Raw genomic sequence first — 18,198 nt, forward strand, 5'->3', positions numbered from 1 at the left:
ACGCTGGAGTAGTTCCTTCCGCTCCCACACCCCTGAACCGAGGTTTCCGTGCGCCGTCCCGCCGCCGCCCGAACGTCCCTGGCCGTCCTTGCCGTCCTTGGCCTGCTGCTTAGCGCATGCAGCCCGCAGCCCGAGGGCCCTGCCGGGAATCCAACTGAGGGGATCAACGTGGTGGCTTCCACCAACGTCTACGGCGACATTGCAAAGATGGTGGGCGGCGACAAAGTCAGCGTCACTGCCATCATCAACAAGACCAGCCAGGACCCGCACTCGTACGAGGCCACGGCCCAGGACCGGCTGGCCGTCTCCAAGGCGGACCTCGTGGTGGAAAACGGAGGGGGCTACGACGACTTTCTCCACACCCTGGTGGAAGACAGCAGCATTGAGGCACGCAACGTGCTGAACGCCGTCGAACTTTCCGGGCTGGCACACCCGGAGGACGAGGCCACGGGCGAAGCGGCGCCCGCAGGGTCGGCGGCGGCGGATGACCACGCCCACGATCACGGTGAGTTCAACGAGCACGTCTGGTACAGCCTGGCCGCCATGGGCAAATTGGCCGATGACCTTGCCGACAGGCTGGGCGGACTGGAGCCTGGCTCAGCCGCCACCTTCACAGCCAATGCCGGTGCCTTCAAGTCTGAACTTGACGAACTGGCAGGGAAGCTGGGTGCACTGAAGACTGCCGCGGCCGGGGGAAAGGTGGCCGTCACTGAGCCGGTGCCGCTCTACCTGCTGGCCGATGCGGGGCTGGAGAACAGTACCCCTGAGGACTACACTGCTGCGGTTGAGGAAGGCTCGGACGTTCCGCCCGCCGTACTCAAGGCCGCCACCGACCTGATTTCCTCAAAGTCCGTCCGGTTCCTTGCCTACAACGGGCAGACGGAAGGTCCGCAGACCGAAGCGCTGCGGAAGGCGGCCGAGACGGCAGGTGTCCCTGTGGTCGATTTCAGTGAAACGTTGCCTGAGGGCGAGACCTACCTGCAGTGGATGACGGACAATGTGAACAATGTCAGCAAAGTTCTGGAGACAAATAGGTGAAACCTGTGGTCAGCCTCGCCGGGGCGTCCCTCGCATTCGGTCAGCGGACGCTGTGGGAGGATCTGGACCTGGAGATCAGGCCGGGCGAGTTCTTCGCGGTGCTTGGACCCAACGGAAGCGGCAAAACAAGTTTCCTCAAAGTCCTGTTGGGCCTTCAGGACCTGCACCGGGGCAAGGCCACGCTCGGCGGACACCCGGTTGAGCGCGGCAGCAGCCTGATCGGCTACATCCCACAGCAGAAGTCGTTCGCCCGTGACACGCCCATGCGCGCCCGGGACCTGGTGGGCCTGGGGGTGGACGGCCACCGGTGGGGACTCCGCCTGTCGTCGGCCAAGGCCAACCGCAGGATTGATGAGCTCCTTGAGCTGGTGGGGGCGGCTGACTACGCCAAGGTTCCGGTAGGCCAGCTCTCCGGCGGCGAGCAGCAGCGTCTCCGGGTAGCCCAGGCGCTGGCAACGGATCCAAAAGTCCTGCTCTGCGATGAGCCACTGCTTTCCCTGGACCTGCACCACCAGCAGGCCGTCAGCGCGCTGATCAACAAGCAATGCCATGAGCAAAACAGCGCGGTGGTTTTTGTCACCCACGAGATCAACCCCATCATCGACTACGTGGACCGGGTGCTGTACCTGGCGGGCGGGCGTTTCAGGGTGGGAACCCCGCAGGAAGTCATGACCACTGAGGTCCTCTCCGACCTGTACGGCAGCCACGTTGAGGTCATCCACGCCAACGGACGCATCGTGGTGGTGGGCCTGCCGGACGCCACCACCCACCATCACTCTGAGGCCCACGCCCTTGCCGAAGAGGTGGCCTGATGGACGCCGACAGCATTATTGGTGCGATCTTCAGTTTCGAGAACTACGGCGAGCTGCTGGTCCTGGTCCAGAACTCCATCTGGGCAGGTGCCGTCCTGGGCCTGCTCGGCGGCCTGGTGGGGACGTTCGTCATGAAGCGTGACCTCGCGTTCGCGGTCCACGGCATCTCGGAACTGTCCTTCGCCGGTGCCGCCTTCGCCCTGCTGGTTGGCGCAGACATCGTTTTCGGTTCACTGATCGGCTCGGTGGCTGCTGCGCTCCTGCTGGCCCTGATGGGAGTCAGGGCCAGGGACAAGAACTCGATCATCGGGGTCATCATGCCCTTCGGGCTGGGCCTCGGAATCCTGTTCCTGTCCTTGTATCAGGGCCGTGCCGCCAATAAATTTGGCCTGCTGACCGGGCAGATCGTTTCAGTCGATACCGTCCAGCTTCAGGTGCTGGCCGGAGCGGCTGTTGTGGTGATGGTGGTCCTGGCGGCCATCTGGCGGCCGCTGAACTTCGCCAGCGTGGATCCCGAACTGGCCGAGGCGCGCGGCGTTCCCGTCCGGACGCTGGGCGTGGTCTTTATGGTCCTGCTGGGTGTCAGCGTGGCCCTGTCCATCCAGGTGGTAGGCGCACTCCTGGTGCTCGCGCTGCTCATCACACCGGCTGCGGCTGCGCTTCGGGTGACGTCGTCGCCCGTGGCTGTGGTGATGCTCAGCGTGGCCTTTGCCATTACGGCGACCGTGGGCGGAATCCTGCTGGCCCTCGGCGGCCGCATCCCCATCAGTCCGTACGTCACCACGTTGTCGTTCCTGATCTATGTGGTGTGCCGGATCATCGGCTCCGCCCGTGCTTCCCGCGGGATCAACGGACGGGTGCTGCAGGCCCGCTGACTTAGAGCGTCCCGGCAGCCTTGCGTGCCGTGCACTCCGGACAGAGCCCGAAGATCTCCACCGTGTGCGCCACCTCGGTGTAACCGTGTTCGGCCGCGGTCCGGGCTGCCCACGTTTCAACGGCCGGGGCTTCCACTTCCACTGCTTTGCCACAGTTGCGGCACAGCAGGTGGTGATGGTGGCCCGTGACGGCGCACCGGCGGTACACCGCCTCGCCGTCGCCGTTGCGCAGCACGTCAACCAGTCCTTCGTCGGCAAGGGACTGGAGGATCCGGTAGGCGGTGGCGAGGGAAACCGAGACGCCCTGGTTCTGCAGGATGCGGTAGAGCTCCTGCGTGCTGACGAAGTCGTCCAGTTCGTCCAGCGCCGCACTGACTGCAAGCCGCTGTTTCGTGACCCGCTGCTCCTTCACGGCACCTGCGCCTGCTGCGCCCGCGGCAGTCCCCGCGGCGCCGGAAGCGGGAGCCGAAGCAGGCTTGGTGGACTCAGCCTTGGTGCCGAACGGCATGGATGGACTCGCTTCCCTAAGGATGGTGGCAAAGATCCAGATTACCAGCCGGAGCTTCGTGGACACGGCCCGGGACGGACCCTAGGCTGGCGCTATGAAGCTGACGAAATACACCCACGCCTGCGTCCGCCTCGAGAAGGACAACCGCGTCCTGGTGCTGGATCCTGGAACATTCTCTGAAACCGCAGAAGCCCTGTCCGGCGCCGACGCCGTGCTGGTCACCCACGAACACGGCGACCACATCGACGTGCCGGCAGTCGTGAATGCTTTGAAGGAAGACGGGAACCTGGCGGTCTTCGCCCCGTCCGGCGTCGCGGACAACCTGCGCAAGGAAGCCCCGGACGCCGCATCCCAAATCAACACGGTGGACCCCGGCTCATCCTTCGAGGCGGCAGGCTTTGATGTCCGCAGCTTCGGCGGCCAGCACGCCCTGATCCATCCGCAGATCCCGGTGGTGGCCAACATCGGCTATCTCCTGGACGGGAACGTCTACCACCCCGGTGATTCCTTCGTGATTCCGCACGGCGTCAACGTGCAGACGCTGCTGGTTCCCCTTCATGCTCCCTGGAGCAAGGCCCAAGAGGTGGTGGATTTCGTGATCGGCGTCCGGGCACCCCGGGCATTCCAGATCCACGACGGACTGCTCAATGACAACGGGCTGAAAATCGTGGAAGCCCATGTCAAGCGGCTCGGGGCAAACTACGGCACTGAGTACCGGCATCTGGCCGCGGGGGAGTCACTGGAGGTCTAAACCGGCTCCCCGCCCCAGGAACCAGTCTCAAAGAAGCGCCGGATCACCGCTTCATAAGGTGCCGGGTCCAGGCCCTGGGATGCCAGCCACACGGGGCTGTTGTAGTTGCCTGCGTAGCGCTCCCCGCCGTCGCACATGAGCGAGACGATGCTGCCCCTGCGGCCCTCGGCGATCATCCCGGCGATCAGCCGCCACACTCCCCAAAGGTTGGTTCCCGTCGAGGGGCCGGCGTGGAGGCCGGCAAGCGTGCGGAGGTGCCGCATGGCAGCGACCGATGCGGCGTCCGGAACCTGGACCATATGGTCGATGACGGAGGGCACAAAGCTGGGCTCCATACGGGGCCTGCCGATGCCCTCGATCCTTGAGGGCAGGCCGGTGGCAGGGCCGGAGGTGCTGCCCTGCCAGCTGGGGAAGAAGGCCGAGTTCTCCGGATCGACCACCAGCAACCGGGTGCGGTGGCTGTGGTAACGGAGGTACCTGCCGATCGTGGCGCTGGTGCCGCCCGTTCCCGCGCCCACCACGATCCAATCCGGTACGGGATGCTCCTCCAGTTCGAGTTGGCCGAAGATGGACTCGGCGATGTTGTTGTTGCCGCGCCAGTCCGTGGCTCGTTCGGCATAGGTGAACTGGTCCATGTAGTGCCCGCCGCTGGTGGCGGCGACCTCTTCCGCCGTCGCGTAGACCTCGGAGGCATGGTCCACCAGGAGGCAGGAGCCGCCGAACTGCTCAATCAGGTCAATCTTCTCCTGGCTGGTGGTGCGGGCCATGACCGCGATGAACGGCAGCCCCAGGAGCTGGGCAAAATACGCCTCAGACACGGCCGTGCTGCCGCTGGACGCCTCAACGACGGTGGTGTCCTCCCTGATCCAGCCGTTGACCAGCCCGAACAGGAAGAGCGAGCGCGCCAGCCGGTGCTTGAGGCTGCCGGTGCGGTGGGTCGATTCATCCTTCAGGTAGAGCTGGACGCCCCAGTGCTCCGGCAGGGGTACCGAGTAGAGGTGGGTGTCGGCGGAGCGGTTGTTTTCTGCCGTGATTTTCCGGATGGCTTCGTCCGCCCAGGCCCGGCCCGCGCTGCGCTCGATCTTCACCGCACCAGCCTACCCGCGCCTCCCGGGGCTGCCGTTAGAGTGGGAGGGCTGGCCGCCTGACGAATGGAGCACCATGGAGCCACTGCTGGACGTTGCCGCGTTGGAAGAGCGCCGTGCCGGCGGCCTGCGGACGGTGCTGCTGGACGTGCGCTGGGCACTGGGCGATCCGCACGGCCACGAGCACTACCTGCAGGGGCACCTGCCGGGCGCGGTGTTTGTTGACCTTGCCACCGAACTTGCGGATCGGGCGGTGCCGGAGCGCGGCAGGCACCCGCTGCCCTCGCCGCTGAAACTCCAGGACGCGGCCCGGCGCTGGGGTATCAGCGAGGGCGATGTTGTGGTGGCGTATGACGACAGCGCCAATATGGCTGCGGCACGGGTGTGGTGGATGCTGAGGAACGCCGGCCTCACCGGGGTTTACCTGCTCGACGGCGGCCTGGCTGCTTGGCGCGAGGCAGGCCTGCCGCTCGAACAAGGGGAGGTTCTACCCCGTCCCGGCGACGTGACGCTGGGGGACGGGCAGATGCCGGTCCTGGATGCGGCCGCCGTGACCGCCTGGGTGGAACATGGACCCGTTCCGGCGGGTCCCCAACCTGATAGGGTCCTCCTTGATGCCCGGGCCGGGGAGAGGTACCGGGGCGAGGTGGAGCCCGTTGATCCGCGGGCAGGCCACATCCCGGGCGCCGTCAGCGCGCCCACTGCACAGAACGTGGGCACAGATGGCCGCTTCCTGCCTCCCGGCGAGCTGCGGCGCCGCTTTGAAGCGCTGGGCATTACCGACGACGTCGAGGTGGGTGTCTATTGCGGATCCGGCGTCACGGCCGCGCACGAGGTTGCGGCCCTTGAACTGGCGGGATTCCGCGCCGCGCTGTATCCCGGGTCCTTCTCGGAGTGGTCCAGCAACCCCCTGCTGCCGGTGGCTACCGGGCCCGGGTCCCGCGGCGGCGATGGGCCCGTTGAGTGGAAACATCACGGGGCGCAAGGGTAGCGTCGCACTATGACTCCTGGACGTCCCGTGCCGCCGCCCCTTGCCAAACCTGCTGCCCCCGAACCGGCGGCGCCAACCGTCGCCCCCGGCTCCGTTGCTGCCGGATCCAACGTTTCCGACGGCGGCGTCCTGGCCGCCGCGTACGGCGCCACATCCCCCGACAGCGGCCTGGTTCCGCTCACCCTTGCGCGCCGGACACCCCAGCCTGACGACGTCGAAATTGCCATTGAGTTTTGCGGGCTGTGCCACTCGGATGTCCATGCGGTGCGTGGCGAGTGGGGCGGCCAGGCCTATCCGCTGGTACCCGGCCACGAGATCGTCGGGACCGTAAGCCGCGTGGGGTCAGCCGTCACCGGCTTCGCCCCGGGGGACCGGGTGGGGGTGGGCTGCATTGTGGACTCCTGCCGCGAATGTGAAAGCTGCCTGGACGGCCTGGAACAGTACTGCGAGAACGGGATGACCGGCACATACGGCACCGTTGACCGCCGGAACGGCGGTTCGATCACGCAGGGCGGCTATTCCTCCACAGTTGTGGTGGACCGCCGCTATGTCCTGCGTGTGCCGGACTCCCTGGACCCGGCCGCCGTTGCCCCGCTGCTGTGCGCCGGCGTCACCACCTACTCGCCGCTGCGGCACTTCGACGTCGAAGAAGGCGACGTTGTGGGTGTGGTGGGGCTCGGCGGGCTTGGGCACATGGCCGTCAAGCTGGCCAAGGCCATGGGAGCGAAAGTGGTGGTTTTCACCACGTCCGAGTCCAAGGTGCCGGCCGCCCTGGAACTTGGCGCCGACGAGGTTGTCCTCTCCCGGGACGAAGCGGCGATGGACGCGGCAAACCGCACCATCGACCTGATCATCGACACCGTGGCAGCACCCCACGACCTGAACCCGCTGTTCCGCACCCTGCGGGTGGACGGCGCGCTCTTCCAGCTGGGCCTGCCGTCCGAGGCAATGCCGCCCGTGAACCCGCGGGCACTGATCCGCCGCCGGATCGCCTACGCCGGCTCGCTGATCGGCGGGATAGCGGAGACGCAGGAAATGCTGGACTTCTGCGCAGAGCACGGGGTAGCGGCGGACATCGAAGTGGTCCGCGCTGACCAGCTGAACGAGGCCTACGACCGGATGGTTGCAGGCGATGTGAAATACCGGTTTGTGCTGGACACCAGCACCCTGCAGGCACCCGCCGAGGAGGCAGACGCATGAGCACGCTTTTCACCAGGATCCTGAACGGCGAAATCCCCGGCCGGTTTGTGTGGCGCGAAGACGACGTGTCCGCGTTCCTCACCACGGGTCCGCTGGCGGACGGCCACACCCTGGTGGTCCCCACCGAGGAAGTGGACCGCTGGACGGACGCTTCGCCGGAGACGCTGGCGAGGGTCATGGAGGTGGCCCGGCGGATCGGGGCCGTCCAGGTGGATGTCTTTGGGGCAGCGCGCGCCGGGCTGATCGTGGCCGGCTACGAGATCAACCATCTCCACGTGCACGTGTGGCCCTCGCGGAGCATGGCAGAGTTCAACTTCGCGACCGCGGACCAGAATCCCGATCCCGAGGTGCTGGACGCCAACGCCGAAAAACTGCGGCAGGGACTCCGGGATGCCGGGTACGGCCAGTTCGTCCCGGCCTAGGTGCGCTGCCTAGGCCGGGGCAAGCGCCTTGTTGAGCACGGCGCGGATCCGCTTTTCGGACACTGAATAGGCCGTACCCAGTTCAACGGCGAAAAGGCTCACCCGGAGCTCCTCGATCATCCACCGGACCTGGGCCAGCTCGCCTCCGGCCCGCCGGCCCGGAAGCAGTGCGGACACGGCGTCGTCGTAGTCATCCTCGAGCCGCTGCACCACCGCCATGCCCAACGCGTCGCGCTGGACGTTGCCCGGCAGGCGCTCCAGCCGCTTTTCAATGGCGGCAAGGTATCTCGGGAGCTGGCTGAGCTGGGCGTATCCGGTGCGCGCCACAAAGCCGGGGTACACCAACTGCTCCAGCTGGCTCTTGATGTCATTGAGCGCAGTGATGAGAGCCAGGCTGGTGGTGCCCTTGAGCTGCTTTTCGATCCGCCGGGTGCTGGCGAGGATGCGTTCCACCACCGCCGTTACGCTGAACACGGTATCGATCAACTCGGCCCGGACTACTTCATAGAGCGCGTCGAAGGACTTCCGGTCCCAGGGGAGCTCCGCCGGCGTGAGTTTGTCGATGGCTGCGAGGGCGCAGTCGGCGATCAGGGCGGACACCGAACCATGCGGGTTCTGGCTGAACGTCAGCTTCTCCGTATTGCTCAGGTGCTCCAGCACGTAGCGGTCAGGAGCCGGAACCCGTAACGCCAGCAGCCTGATCACGCCGCCGCGCATGGCGTCCTGCTGCTCATCCGCAGTCTGGAAAACCCGGAGGGCCACGGACTTGCCCTGGTCCACCAGCGCCGGATAGCCGGTGACGGTGTGGCCTTTGACCATGCTGCTGACCTGGCACTGGATGGTCCCGAAGCTCCACTCCGTCAGGCCCTCCTGCTCCCGGAAGCCGGCAGGGGCTGAGCCTGCCGGCACCTGGGCGGGGGCCTGCGCCGGCGAAGCCCCGCCGTCGGCAGCATTCCCCGCAGCACGCCCCGCCTTGCCGCGGGGGGCTGTCGAGGCGGGCGTGGCGCCCAGTGACTCGGCAATGGCGCGGCGGGTGGCAGGAGCGAGCTCCTCTTGGAGGGCGGCAAGGTTTTTCCCTTCGCCGAGCACCCTGCCCTTGCTGTCCACTACCTTGAAAGTCACTCTGAGGTGCGGGGGCACAGCATCCCAGTTCCACGAACCGGGCGGGATCACGTGTCCGCGGATCCGGCGGAGCGCAAGTTCGAGGGATGGTTCCAGTTCATCGGAGGCCGGGTCGAAATCGGACTCCAGCACCGCCACCGCCTGCCGCGCCACATCCGGGGCCGGCACGAAGTTCTTGCGGAGCTGCTTTGGCAGGGACTTGATCAGGGCCGTCACCAGTTCCACACGCTGCCCGGGAATGAGCCAGCGGAAGGCTTTGTCGTCCAGCTGGTTCAGGAACAGGACGGGCACTTCGGCCGTGACGCCGTCGTTCGGGTTGGGCGGTGAGCCGGGGGCCACCGGATGGAACTCATAGGTCAACGGAAGCTCAAAGCCCTTGTGCAGCCAGGTCTTCGGGTAGGCGGAAACATCGAGGTTGTCCGCGTCATCGCTGAGGAGGAGAGTTTTGTCGTAGTCCAGGAGATCCGGGTTTTCCTGCCGGGCATCCTTCCACCACTTGTCAAAGTGCCGCTCGGACACTACCTCGGGGCCGATCCTCGAGTCGTAGAACTCGAAGAGCGTTTCGTCGTCCACCAGGAGGTCCCGGCGGCGCATCCTGGCTTCAAGTTCCTCCACCTCCTGCAGGAGGGCGCGGTTGCGGTGGAAGAATTTGTGGTGGGTTTTCCAGTCACCTTCCACCAGGGCATGCCGGATGAACAGTTCCCTCGCGACGACAGGATCCACCCTGCCATAGTTGATCCTCCGCTGGGCGATGATGGGAACGCCGTAAAGGGTGACTTTCTCGTACGCCATCACTGCGCCCTGGCGGGTGGACCAGTGCGGTTCACTGTAGCTGCGCTTCACGAGGTCCGGAGCCACCTGCTCCGCCCAGAGCGGGTCGAATTTAGCGGCCACCCGGGCCCACAGCCGGCTGGTTTCCACCAGTTCGGCGGCCATGACGAACGTGGGTGACTTTTTGAACAGTGCGGAGCCGGGGAAGATCGCGAAACGCGTGCCCCGGGCCCCGGCATACTCGCGCTTGCGCTCGTCCAGGATGCCGATGTGGCTCAGCAATCCGGAGAGGAGGCTGATGTGCACGCCGTCGTGATTGCCCACGGGATCGGCAAGCCGCTTGTTGTCCAGGCTGATGCCCAGCGGACGGGCGAGCTGGCGCAGTTGTGCGAACAGGTCCTGCCATTCCCGTACGCGCAGGTAGTTGATGAACTCTGCCCGGCACAGCCTCCTGAACGCGGAGGAGGACAACTCCTGCTGCTTCTCCTGCAGGTAGTTCCAGAGGTTCAGGAAGCCGGTGAAATCCGAGTTCTCGTCCTTGAACCGGTTATGTTTTTCCGCCGCGAGCTGCTGTTTGTCCGTGGGGCGCTCGCGGGGGTCCTGGATGGTGAGGGCCGCCGCCAGGACCATCACTTCACGGACGCAGCCGCGTTTGCCCGCTTCCACGATCATGCGGCCAAGCCGGGGATCCACGGGCAGCTGGGCGAGCTTTTGCCCGACGGCGGTGAGGCCGCCCCCGCTTTTCGCGCCGCCCGTGCCGTTCTGCGGCGTGGCCGGAGCCAAGGCGCCGAGCTCGCGGAGCAGCGTGACGCCGTCGTTGATTGCCCGTGTTTCCGGCGGCTCGACGAAGGGGAAGTTCTCCACGTCCTTGGGGCCGCGAGCCACGCCCATTGCCGTCATCTGCAGGATGACCGCGGCCAGGTTGGTGCGCAGGATTTCCGGATCGGTGAACTGGGGCCGCGACTCGAAGTCTTCCTCCGAGTACAGCCGGATGGCGATGCCGTCGGAGACGCGGCCGCACCGCCCGGACCGCTGGTTCGCGGATGCCTGCGAAACGCGCTCAATGGGCAGCCGCTGGACCTTGGTGCGGTGCGAGTAGCGGGAGATGCGCGCCGTGCCAGTGTCGATCACGTACTTGATTCCCGGCACGGTCAGCGACGTCTCGGCCACGTTCGTGGCGAGCACGATGCGCCGTTTGTTGCCGGGATGGAACACCTTGTGCTGTTCCTGCAGGCTCAGGCGCGCGAACAGGGGTAGCACTTCGGTCCCGGCGAGCCGCCGGTTGGACTGGATGCGTGCCTGCAGTGCGTCGGCGGCGTCGCGGATCTCGCGCTCGCCGGAAAAGAACACCAGGATGTCGCCGGGAGCTTCTGCCGCGAGTTCGTCGACGGCGTCGCAGACGGCGTCGAGCGGGTCCCGGTCCTCCTCGAGTTCGTCATCCGAGGCGTTCTCTTCGTCCGTGCCGGCAGGCGGCTGGGACAGCGGCCGGTAGCGGATTTCCACCGGGTACGTCCGGCCGGAGACCTCGATGACGGGAGCGGGCTTTTCCGGTGTGCCGAAGTGGTTGGCGAACCGTTCAGGATCGATGGTGGCGGAGGTGATGATCACCTTCAGGTCCGGGCGCTGGGGGAGGATCCGCTTGAGGTACCCAAGGATGAAGTCGATGTTGAGGCTGCGCTCGTGGGCCTCGTCGATGATGATGGCGTTGTACTTGCGCAGCAGCTTGTCGCGCTGGATTTCCGCCAGCAGGATGCCGTCGGTCATCAGCTTCACCTTGGTGGCGCGGCTGACTTCGCCGGTGAAGCGGACCTGAAAGCCGACTTCCTGGCCGATATCGACGCCGAGTTCCTCGGCGATGCGCTCGGCAACCGTGCGGGCTGCCAGCCGGCGCGGCTGGGTGTGGCCGATGAGGCCGTTTTCGCCCAGGCCCAGTTCAAGGCACATCTTGGGGATCTGGGTGGTCTTACCGGAGCCGGTCTCGCCGGCGATGATGGTTACCTGGTTCGCTGCGATGGCTGCCATCAGGTCTTCGCGGCGCTCGGAAACCGGCAGCTCGGCAGGATAGGAGATGTGAAGTGTCATGGCTGCTGCAAGTCTACTGCGGGAGCCCGGGCTTCCCGTTTCGACAGCATGCGGCTGTTCTGCCCGCTAGGGGCTGGTTGGGGCGGTAATCGGAAAAACGGATGGAAAAGCAGTGGTTGGAAGGGCGGTGGATGGAAAGGCGGTGCTCAGAAAATGCGGAGCGTGTAGTTGCTGCTGGGAAGGTCCAGGGCGGACCAGGCTTCGTGGGATTCCACGGGAGGTGTATGCCCGCGGCCGTCGCGCAGGAGCGCTGAAACGGTGGCGGCGAGGATAACGAGCAGGAGGACGATGAGGAGGGTGATGAGGATTTCCATACCTCCATGCTTCTCCTGTGGGCGACCAAGAAAAAGTGGCAGAAATGACCAAAAAGCTATAATTCCTGCCACAATGGAAGCATGCTGAAATCAGTGGCAGTCATCGTGGTTCCCAACTTCTCGATGTTCGAATTCGGCACCGCCTGTGAGGTGTTTGGGATCGACAGGTCGGGCAGGGGGAGCGGCGCGGCTTTCGACTTTCGCGTTTGTACGCCCACTCCCGGGAACGTCCGGCTCAAATCAGGTCTGTCCCTGAATGTAGAACTTGGCCTGGAGGCCACCGCCGACGCCGACCTGGTCATCATGGCGCCCTACGGCAGGGACGACCAACTCCCCGAAGCGGTCCTTGATGCGCTGCGCGCTGCCGATGCCAGAGGCGCCTGGGTGATGTCCATCTGCTCGGGTGCCTTTGCCCTGGCGCGGGCGGGCCTCCTGGACGGCCGGCGCTGCACCACCCACTGGCACTATTCGGGCCAGCTGGCGGCCGAGTACCCGCGCGTACAGGTGGATGAAAACGTCCTCTACGTGCAGGACGGGAACATCATTTCCTCTGCCGGTACGGCCGCGGGGATTGACGCCTGCCTGCATTTGGTGCGCGTGGAACTCGGCGCGCACGCGGCCGCCGCAATTGCCCGCGACATGGTTGTCCCTCCGCATCGCGACGGCGGCCAGGCCCAGTTCATTGAGCGGCCCATGCCCCACGTGCGGCTCAGCCCCGATGGAGGAACTGCTCCGCTGGATGGTGCAGCACCTGGACCGTGAGCACAGCGTGGGCGAGCTGGCGGCACGCGTGCACATGTCCGCCAGGACGTTCGCCCGGAAGTTCAGGTCCGAAACCGGCGCAACACCGGCTGCCTGGCTCAACTCCCAACGGGTGCTCCGGGCCCAGGAACTTCTGGAGTCGACGGACCTGAATATCGACGAGATCGCACGGGAGTCCGGCTTCGGTCATCCAGTACTGCTGCGGCACCATTTCGGGAAAGTCCTGGACACCAGCCCGCAGTCCTACCGCCGGGCTTTCCGGGGCCAGCTGGCGGAAGTGGTTTAACCCGCCCGGCTCACGTATCACTGCGCTGTGCGCGATTCCTCTGCGGCGGCCCTGGTGCTGTCCACCAGTACACGCCAGGGACCGGTGACGGCCTGCTCGGGAAGGGCTGCGCGCCGCTGGCCGGCGCGGATGGAGTAAATGAACCGGTCCGGCTGGGCTCCTGAAAATTCCGCTGCGGCAGCCCTGGGCGTCCTGGGCACGGCATCCCAAGGGCATGCTTCCACGATGGGCTGCCATTGGTTCCGCGCCGTCTCGGACTCAGCGTTTACAGTCCAAACCCGGGTGATCGCCGCGATACCGCCGGTGCGTTCCACACTGATCTTCATGGCCTGGTTCCTGGGTGGTACCTCGAGCCTGGGGGCCCGAGGTACGGCGGCCAGGCATCCCGTTAAAGCTTGACCTTCACAGTTTCCCACGCGTTGCGCACGGCGTCATGCTCTTTTGATCCGGAACCGAAAAGCTCGGTGGCAGCAGCGGCCGTGGCGCGGGCGAAGACCGTGAAGGTGGCGGCTGTGGGCAGTGAACCCGCGGTGAGCGTCTGGTACCAGATCCGCCCGGGGGAGTCCCACGCGTTTCCGCCCAGCTGTTCGGCCAGCAGGCAAAACGCCCGGTTGGGGATGCCGGAATTAATGTGGACGCCGCCGTTGTCAGCGCTGGTCTTGACATAGGAGTCCATGGAGTCCGGCTGTGGATCCTTGCCCAGCACGTCGTCGTCGTACGCCGTTCCCGGGGCCTTCATGGAGCGCAATGCCTGCCCCTCCACCTGGGACGTGAAAAGATCCTCGCCGATCAGCCAGCTGGCTTCGGCGGTGGACTGCTTCTTGACATACTGCTCAACGAGGGCGCCGAACACGTCCGACATGGACTCATTGAGGGCCCCGGCCTGGTTCCGGTAGGCCAGCCCGGCTGAATACTGGGTGACCCCATGGGCCAGCTCGTGGCCGATGACGCTGAGGGACCTGGTGAAACGCTGAAAGACTTCGCCGTCGCCATCACCGAAGACCATCTGGGTGCCGTCCCAGAAGGCGTTGTCGTACAACTTGCCGAAGTGCACGGTGGCGTTCAGGGGCAAACCCCGGCCGTCGATGGAGTTCCTGCCGAAGACGTCCGCATAGAGCCGGTGCGTGTGGCCCAGCCCGTCATAGGCCTCGTCAGCGGCAGGATCTCCGGTAGCGGGCTCACCCTCCTTGCGAACAAGTTTGCCGGGAAGGACTTCTGAACCGGCGGCGTCGAAAACGGAGCGGTTCGAGGGTCCCGGTTTTGCCTGCCGCACTCCCGCGGGAATTTCCGGAGCGGCCTGGGTGCGGGCCGCGTGGACTGAACGCACGTGCCCCAGTGCTTCCCTGGCGGCCCTCGCTGCCGCGGAAAACTCCGGTGCGTCCTGGCGTGCCAGGCGCCGCAACAGGTAGGGCGGAATGATGGAGCAGTACATGTGAGACCCCTTTGCTTCTGCTGGTGTGAACAGCCTACGAGGGGGCACCGACATCAGGCACGGATACTGCCCTTGGCGCGTCGGATGCGGCCCGGGTGGGTACGGTAGGCCCATGGCGCGCACCAGGAAGCGGACAAAATCCAACGGCACTCTCTTGACGGTGATCATCGCCTTCGCGGCGAATGCCCTCATAGCGGCAGCGAAGTCGGTGGCCGCCGTGGTCACCGGATCGGCATCGATGACCGCTGAGGCCGCGCACTCCTGGGCGGATGCCGGAAACCAGGTGTTCCTGTTCCTCGCCGAGCGGCGGTCGGCCCGGCCGCGGGACGAGAGCCATCCCATGGGCTACGGCCGGGAAGCCTACGTCTGGTCGATGTTCGCGGCGTTCGGGCTCTTCACCGCAGGCGCGGTGGTGTCCATCATGCACGGCATCCAGGAAATCATCGAGCCGGAGCCCGCCTCGGACTTCGCGGTGGCGTACGTGGTGCTGGCCCTGGCTTTCGTTTTGGAAGGAATTTCCTTCATCCAGGCGTTCCGGCAGACCCGCAAGGCGGCACGGGAGCTCGAACGGCGCACCTTGGAACAGGTGCTCATCAGCTCGGATCCCACGCTGCGGGCCGTTTTTGCGGAGGACGCCGCTGCGCTGATTGGCCTCGTGGTGGCCTTTGCGGGAGTGCTGCTGCACCAGATCACGGGTTCGGCGCTGCCGGATGCCGTGGGATCCATCGTGGTCGGCGTGCTGCTGGCCGTCGTCGCTGTGGTTCTCATCGACCGGAACCGGCGCTTCCTGGTGGGCCAGGGGGTGACGCCGGACATCGAACGGTCCATGGCCCTGCGGCTGCTGGAGCACCAGGACATCGCCCGGTTAACCTACCTGCACCTGGAGTATGTCGGACCCCGGAAGCTGTACGTCGTGGCGGCGGTGGACCTGCAGGGGGACCACCCTGAACATGAAGTGGCTGTGTCTTTGCGCCGGATAGAGCGCGAGCTGGAGGACCACGAAACAGTGGAGGAAGCCGTGCTTACCCTGGCCACCCCGGATGAGGCCCGCCTGGAGTTCTGAAACCGGAAAACGCGACAGGAGACGCAAAAACCCGCCGTTTCAAGGAAATGAAACGGCGGGTTTTTCTGTGTGCCCTCGATAGGATTCGAACCTACGACCTTCTGCTCCGGAGGCAGACGCTCTATCCCCTGAGCTACGAGGGCAATCCGGGGTTCCTGCCGTTGCTGGCGGGACGTCCTAGAGCTTAGCAGTAAGGTGGCCCGCAAGGGAAAATCGCCGCTCCACGGCGAGTCCGCCAAGGCCGACCGGGGCTGGCGAGGCCCCAACTTCAGTAGCCGGAGAACGAATCGACATGCACGTGCCGTGCCCCGGCCTGCTTCGCCGCGCGCCGCAAAGAAGCGACACTGGCCGGTGAACCCGAAACATAAACCTCGCGGCCAGCGACGTCGGGGACCACTGCCTTGAGGGCGTCCCCGTCCAGCCGGGACCCATATGCCGGGAACGCCGTGATGTGCGGCGGCGGCTCCGATCCGTCCGCGATCAGGGCCGCCACACGGATGCCGGCGGACTTCAGTTCCTCAGCGTAGGCAACCTCATCGGCACTCCTGGCGAGCAGGAGGAGGACAGTGTCGCGATCCCGGAGGCTTCCGGAGGAGATGTGCGAGAGGAAAGGCGTGATGCCGATCCCGGCGGCGATCAGCAGGACTGGCTTGCGGGAGCCGCGGGGGAGGACAAAGTCACCGCCCACCGAGGTGGCCGTTACCTCGTCGCCGGGCTTCAACGAGAGGAGGACGCTTTTGGCGGCGGAAACGGGCCCGGCGGTCCGCACACCGAACTTCACCTGGCTTTCACCAGGGGAGCCCATCAGACTGAACACCCGCCGTCGTCCTTTGCCATCCGCCTTGTCATGCGGGAGGTCCAGCTCCATGTACTGCCCCGGCAGGAAACGGACAGGGCGGGAGGGCTCGAAGGAGAACTCGGTGGTGCTGGGTGTCAGCGGCCGCGTCCCGGTGAACCTCAACCGCACGCTGCCCCTCTGGCCCGCCATAAAGGCGAGCAGATTGCCGAGCAGCAGCGCAGCCTCGGGTGAATTCGCCAGGAAACCGAAGTTGTAGGGGACAGCAAAGACCACACCCACCACAGCCGCCAACCCCAGTTGCTGCCACCTGCGCGGCGGCAGCGTCAGCGGCTCGGTGAGCATAAACCCCACAAAAAACAGCAGCGGCCGCTGGGCAAGAGCCTGCCACAACGCCGTTCCCGCGGACATGCCGGCCTCGAGCAGCTCCGCGCTGATGATCGCGCACGCCACCACCAGGAAAACCGCAGCCATCAGCAACTTCCGGGTGCGGTACAGGACCAGGAGGACACCCGGAACCAGCAGCCACAGCATGGCAGGCGTGGCCGCCCACCAGGTGGCAATGTTGAGACCCGTGAGCCCGGCCGCGAAGGCGCCGGCAGCAGCGGGATTGAAGATATGGCGGCCCCGCCACGCCAGTGCGTACTTCGACGCCGACGCCAGCACGCAGGCCAGCGCCACGCCCGCCACATCCATGGGCACGAAGGAAGGCCAGAACAGGAAATACAGCAGTAGGCCGGTGATCAGCGAGGACTCCGAGTGGGGCCGCACGTGGAACAGCGCTGCCAGTGCCCTGTTCGAGGCGTACGTCAGCCCAAGGCACAGGGCCAGGTGCCCGAGCATTTCGGGAATGCCGAAAGTCAGCCAGCCAAGGGCGTCGAGCAGCAGGCTGTAGGCGGCAAGGGCCGCCAGGACCAGGAGGATCAGCCGGTACATGGTGAACCGGCCAAGGAGAGTGTCCAGCCGGCCGGCCACGGAGGGGACGGAGCCGGCTTTTGGCGTTTCGACAGGGCTCATGTGAACAGTGTCCCTTCAAAGGCGGCAGAATGGGCCGCGCTGCCATCGGAAAACACGGTCAGCCAGGAGAAGTCGAATTCTTCCTGGAGCTGGTCACCGGGGACAAAGAAAAGGGCGGTGGCCAGTGCGTCGGCCAGCATCGCAGTATCCGCCAGGGCCCAGGTGGCGACGGCGGTCCCCACCGGTTGCCCGGTAGTTCCGTCCAGCACGTGGTGCAGTCCGTCACCCCAGGCGCGGCGGTTGGAAGCAGAGGCGCACAGCGACTGGCCGTCCAGGGGAACAATCCCAATGGCCTGGGTGGGATTGTAGGGATGTTCCAAGGCCACTTCGGTGGGCAGCGGACCGCGGGCCAGCAGGTCGCCACTGGCATCGATGACGAACGCTTCCAGGCCCCCGGCACCCAGCTCCTCGGCGAGCAGGTCAACCAGCAGGCCTTTGCCCGCCGCCCCGATATCGAGCACCACCGGAGCCGTGGTGGTGATGGTGGTGCCGGACCAGTCCAGGACCTCATCCCAGGCCGGCGCCGCCAGCGGGGAACCGGAGGGCTTAAGGGAGTAGCCGGGGTCGTACCCCAGCCGTTCCAGGGAAGCCCCGATCAGTGGCGTCATGGCGCCGTCAGTCATGCCGTACAGCGTCCGGTACAGCGCGCCAAGCTGCTGCGCCTCGTCCGGAAATTCATAACGTCCCGGCCTGCGGGCGAGGGCGCTGACGCGGGAATCCGAGCGGAAACGGGACCACTCGGCGTCGAAACGCTCCACCCGTTCCAGCAGGCGCGTCCTGACCGGCCCACTCAGGGGAACCGGCGTGGAGATCTCCCACTGCGTTCCGATCCCCTCGAACGCAAAGTCCTCCCAGTCCCCGTCCGGCACCT

At 65.9% G+C, this 18,198-nt stretch carries 16 protein-coding genes, 1 tRNA gene and 1 pseudogene; 9 read left to right on the top strand and 9 right to left on the bottom strand.

Annotation, left to right across the window (positions count from 1 at the left end):
• Window positions 1–48 precede the first annotated feature (48 nt).
• The 3 genes from QF047_RS06810 to QF047_RS06820 are packed head-to-tail and all read left to right on the top strand — an operon-like array spanning window position 49 to window position 2,725.
• Window positions 49–1,038, top strand: a complete 990-nt coding sequence (locus tag QF047_RS06810; RefSeq protein ID WP_307275064.1) for a metal ABC transporter solute-binding protein, Zn/Mn family — start codon at window positions 49–51, stop codon at window positions 1,036–1,038.
• Window positions 1,035–1,850, top strand: a complete 816-nt coding sequence (locus QF047_RS06815; RefSeq protein WP_306634351.1) for a metal ABC transporter ATP-binding protein — start codon at window positions 1,035–1,037, stop codon at window positions 1,848–1,850. The genes QF047_RS06810 and QF047_RS06815 overlap by 4 nt, the downstream gene beginning before the upstream one ends.
• Complete coding sequence (locus QF047_RS06820) at window positions 1,850–2,725, top strand: metal ABC transporter permease (protein ID WP_306634349.1); 876 nt, start codon at window positions 1,850–1,852, stop codon at window positions 2,723–2,725. The genes QF047_RS06815 and QF047_RS06820 overlap by 1 nt, the downstream gene beginning before the upstream one ends.
• Before the next feature lies 1 nt (window position 2,726).
• On the opposite strand, the gene QF047_RS06825 is transcribed toward QF047_RS06820, so the two are convergent.
• Window positions 2,727–3,233 carry a Fur family transcriptional regulator gene (locus tag QF047_RS06825; RefSeq protein ID WP_306639099.1) on the bottom strand — a complete coding sequence of 169 codons (507 nt, stop codon included), beginning with the start codon at window positions 3,231–3,233 and terminating at the stop codon, window positions 2,727–2,729.
• A 94-nt stretch (window positions 3,234–3,327) separates the two neighbouring features.
• Between QF047_RS06825 and QF047_RS06830 the strand changes: the two genes are divergently transcribed.
• Complete coding sequence (locus QF047_RS06830) at window positions 3,328–3,984, top strand: MBL fold metallo-hydrolase (protein WP_306634347.1); 657 nt, start codon at window positions 3,328–3,330, stop codon at window positions 3,982–3,984.
• On the opposite strand, the gene QF047_RS06835 is transcribed toward QF047_RS06830, so the two are convergent.
• On the bottom strand, window positions 3,981–5,072 hold the full coding sequence (locus QF047_RS06835; protein ID WP_307275067.1) for a PLP-dependent cysteine synthase family protein: 1,092 nt from the start codon (window positions 5,070–5,072) through the stop codon (window positions 3,981–3,983). The two genes, QF047_RS06830 and QF047_RS06835, sit on opposite strands and share 4 nt — an antisense overlap.
• A 73-nt stretch (window positions 5,073–5,145) precedes the next feature.
• On the opposite strand from QF047_RS06835, the gene QF047_RS06840 reads away from it, so the two are divergent.
• From QF047_RS06840 to QF047_RS06850, 3 genes are read left to right on the top strand one after another with little or no spacing between them, the layout of a single operon-like run.
• Entirely contained in the window at window positions 5,146–6,060 is a 915-nt protein-coding gene (locus QF047_RS06840) for a sulfurtransferase (RefSeq protein WP_307275069.1), read from the top strand.
• A 9-nt stretch (window positions 6,061–6,069) separates the two neighbouring features.
• The gene (locus tag QF047_RS06845) at window positions 6,070–7,260 is read left to right on the top strand and encodes an NAD(P)-dependent alcohol dehydrogenase (protein ID WP_307275072.1); all 1,191 of its coding nucleotides are present in this window, start codon (window positions 6,070–6,072) and stop codon (window positions 7,258–7,260) included.
• Window positions 7,257–7,682, top strand: coding sequence for an HIT family protein (locus QF047_RS06850; RefSeq protein WP_306634341.1), 426 nt, complete (start codon window positions 7,257–7,259; stop codon window positions 7,680–7,682). The genes QF047_RS06845 and QF047_RS06850 overlap by 4 nt, the downstream gene beginning before the upstream one ends.
• 9 nt (window positions 7,683–7,691) lie before the next feature.
• Here QF047_RS06850 and hrpA read toward each other — a convergent pair whose 3' ends face one another.
• Together hrpA and QF047_RS06860 are read right to left on the bottom strand one after the other, a co-directional pair.
• Window positions 7,692–11,657: an ATP-dependent RNA helicase HrpA gene (gene hrpA, locus QF047_RS06855; RefSeq protein ID WP_307275076.1), complete on the bottom strand. Its 3,966-nt coding sequence runs from the start codon at window positions 11,655–11,657 to the stop codon at window positions 7,692–7,694.
• A gap of 146 nt (window positions 11,658–11,803) precedes the next feature.
• Window positions 11,804–11,971: a hypothetical protein gene (locus tag QF047_RS06860; protein WP_306634339.1), complete on the bottom strand. Its 168-nt coding sequence runs from the start codon at window positions 11,969–11,971 to the stop codon at window positions 11,804–11,806.
• Window positions 11,972–12,052: 81 nt separating this feature from the next.
• Here QF047_RS06860 and QF047_RS06865 point away from each other — a divergent pair.
• A pseudogene (locus QF047_RS06865) lies at window positions 12,053–13,019 on the top strand (GlxA family transcriptional regulator).
• A 17-nt stretch (window positions 13,020–13,036) separates the two neighbouring features.
• On the opposite strand, the gene QF047_RS06870 reads toward QF047_RS06865, so the two are convergent.
• Window positions 13,037–13,345, bottom strand: a complete 309-nt coding sequence (locus QF047_RS06870) for a protealysin inhibitor emfourin (RefSeq protein WP_306634335.1) — start codon at window positions 13,343–13,345, stop codon at window positions 13,037–13,039.
• 62 nt (window positions 13,346–13,407) lie between these two features.
• Entirely contained in the window at window positions 13,408–14,451 is a 1,044-nt protein-coding gene (locus QF047_RS06875; protein WP_307275080.1) for a M4 family metallopeptidase, read from the bottom strand.
• 112 nt (window positions 14,452–14,563) lie between these two features.
• On the opposite strand from QF047_RS06875, the gene QF047_RS06880 reads away from it, so the two are divergent.
• Complete coding sequence (locus QF047_RS06880) at window positions 14,564–15,514, top strand: cation diffusion facilitator family transporter (RefSeq protein ID WP_306634332.1); 951 nt, start codon at window positions 14,564–14,566, stop codon at window positions 15,512–15,514.
• A 70-nt stretch (window positions 15,515–15,584) separates the two neighbouring features.
• On the opposite strand, the gene QF047_RS06885 is transcribed toward QF047_RS06880, so the two are convergent.
• The 3 genes from QF047_RS06885 to QF047_RS06895 all read right to left on the bottom strand — a co-directional run bounded on the left by QF047_RS06885 (window position 15,585) and on the right by QF047_RS06895 (window position 18,196).
• Window positions 15,585–15,657, bottom strand: a tRNA-Arg gene (locus tag QF047_RS06885).
• A 125-nt stretch (window positions 15,658–15,782) separates the two neighbouring features.
• A complete protein-coding gene (locus QF047_RS06890) occupies window positions 15,783–17,327 on the bottom strand; it encodes a ferredoxin--NADP reductase (protein ID WP_307275083.1) in 1,545 nt (514 codons plus the stop codon).
• On the bottom strand, window positions 17,324–18,196 hold the full coding sequence (locus QF047_RS06895; protein ID WP_307275084.1) for an FAD:protein FMN transferase: 873 nt from the start codon (window positions 18,194–18,196) through the stop codon (window positions 17,324–17,326). The genes QF047_RS06890 and QF047_RS06895 overlap by 4 nt, the downstream gene beginning before the upstream one ends.
• Window positions 18,197–18,198 lie beyond the last annotated feature (2 nt).

Origin of the sequence: Arthrobacter sp. W4I7, assembly GCF_030816215.1 — a bacterium.
GTDB classification, from domain to species: domain Bacteria; phylum Actinomycetota; class Actinomycetes; order Actinomycetales; family Micrococcaceae; genus Arthrobacter; species Arthrobacter siccitolerans_A.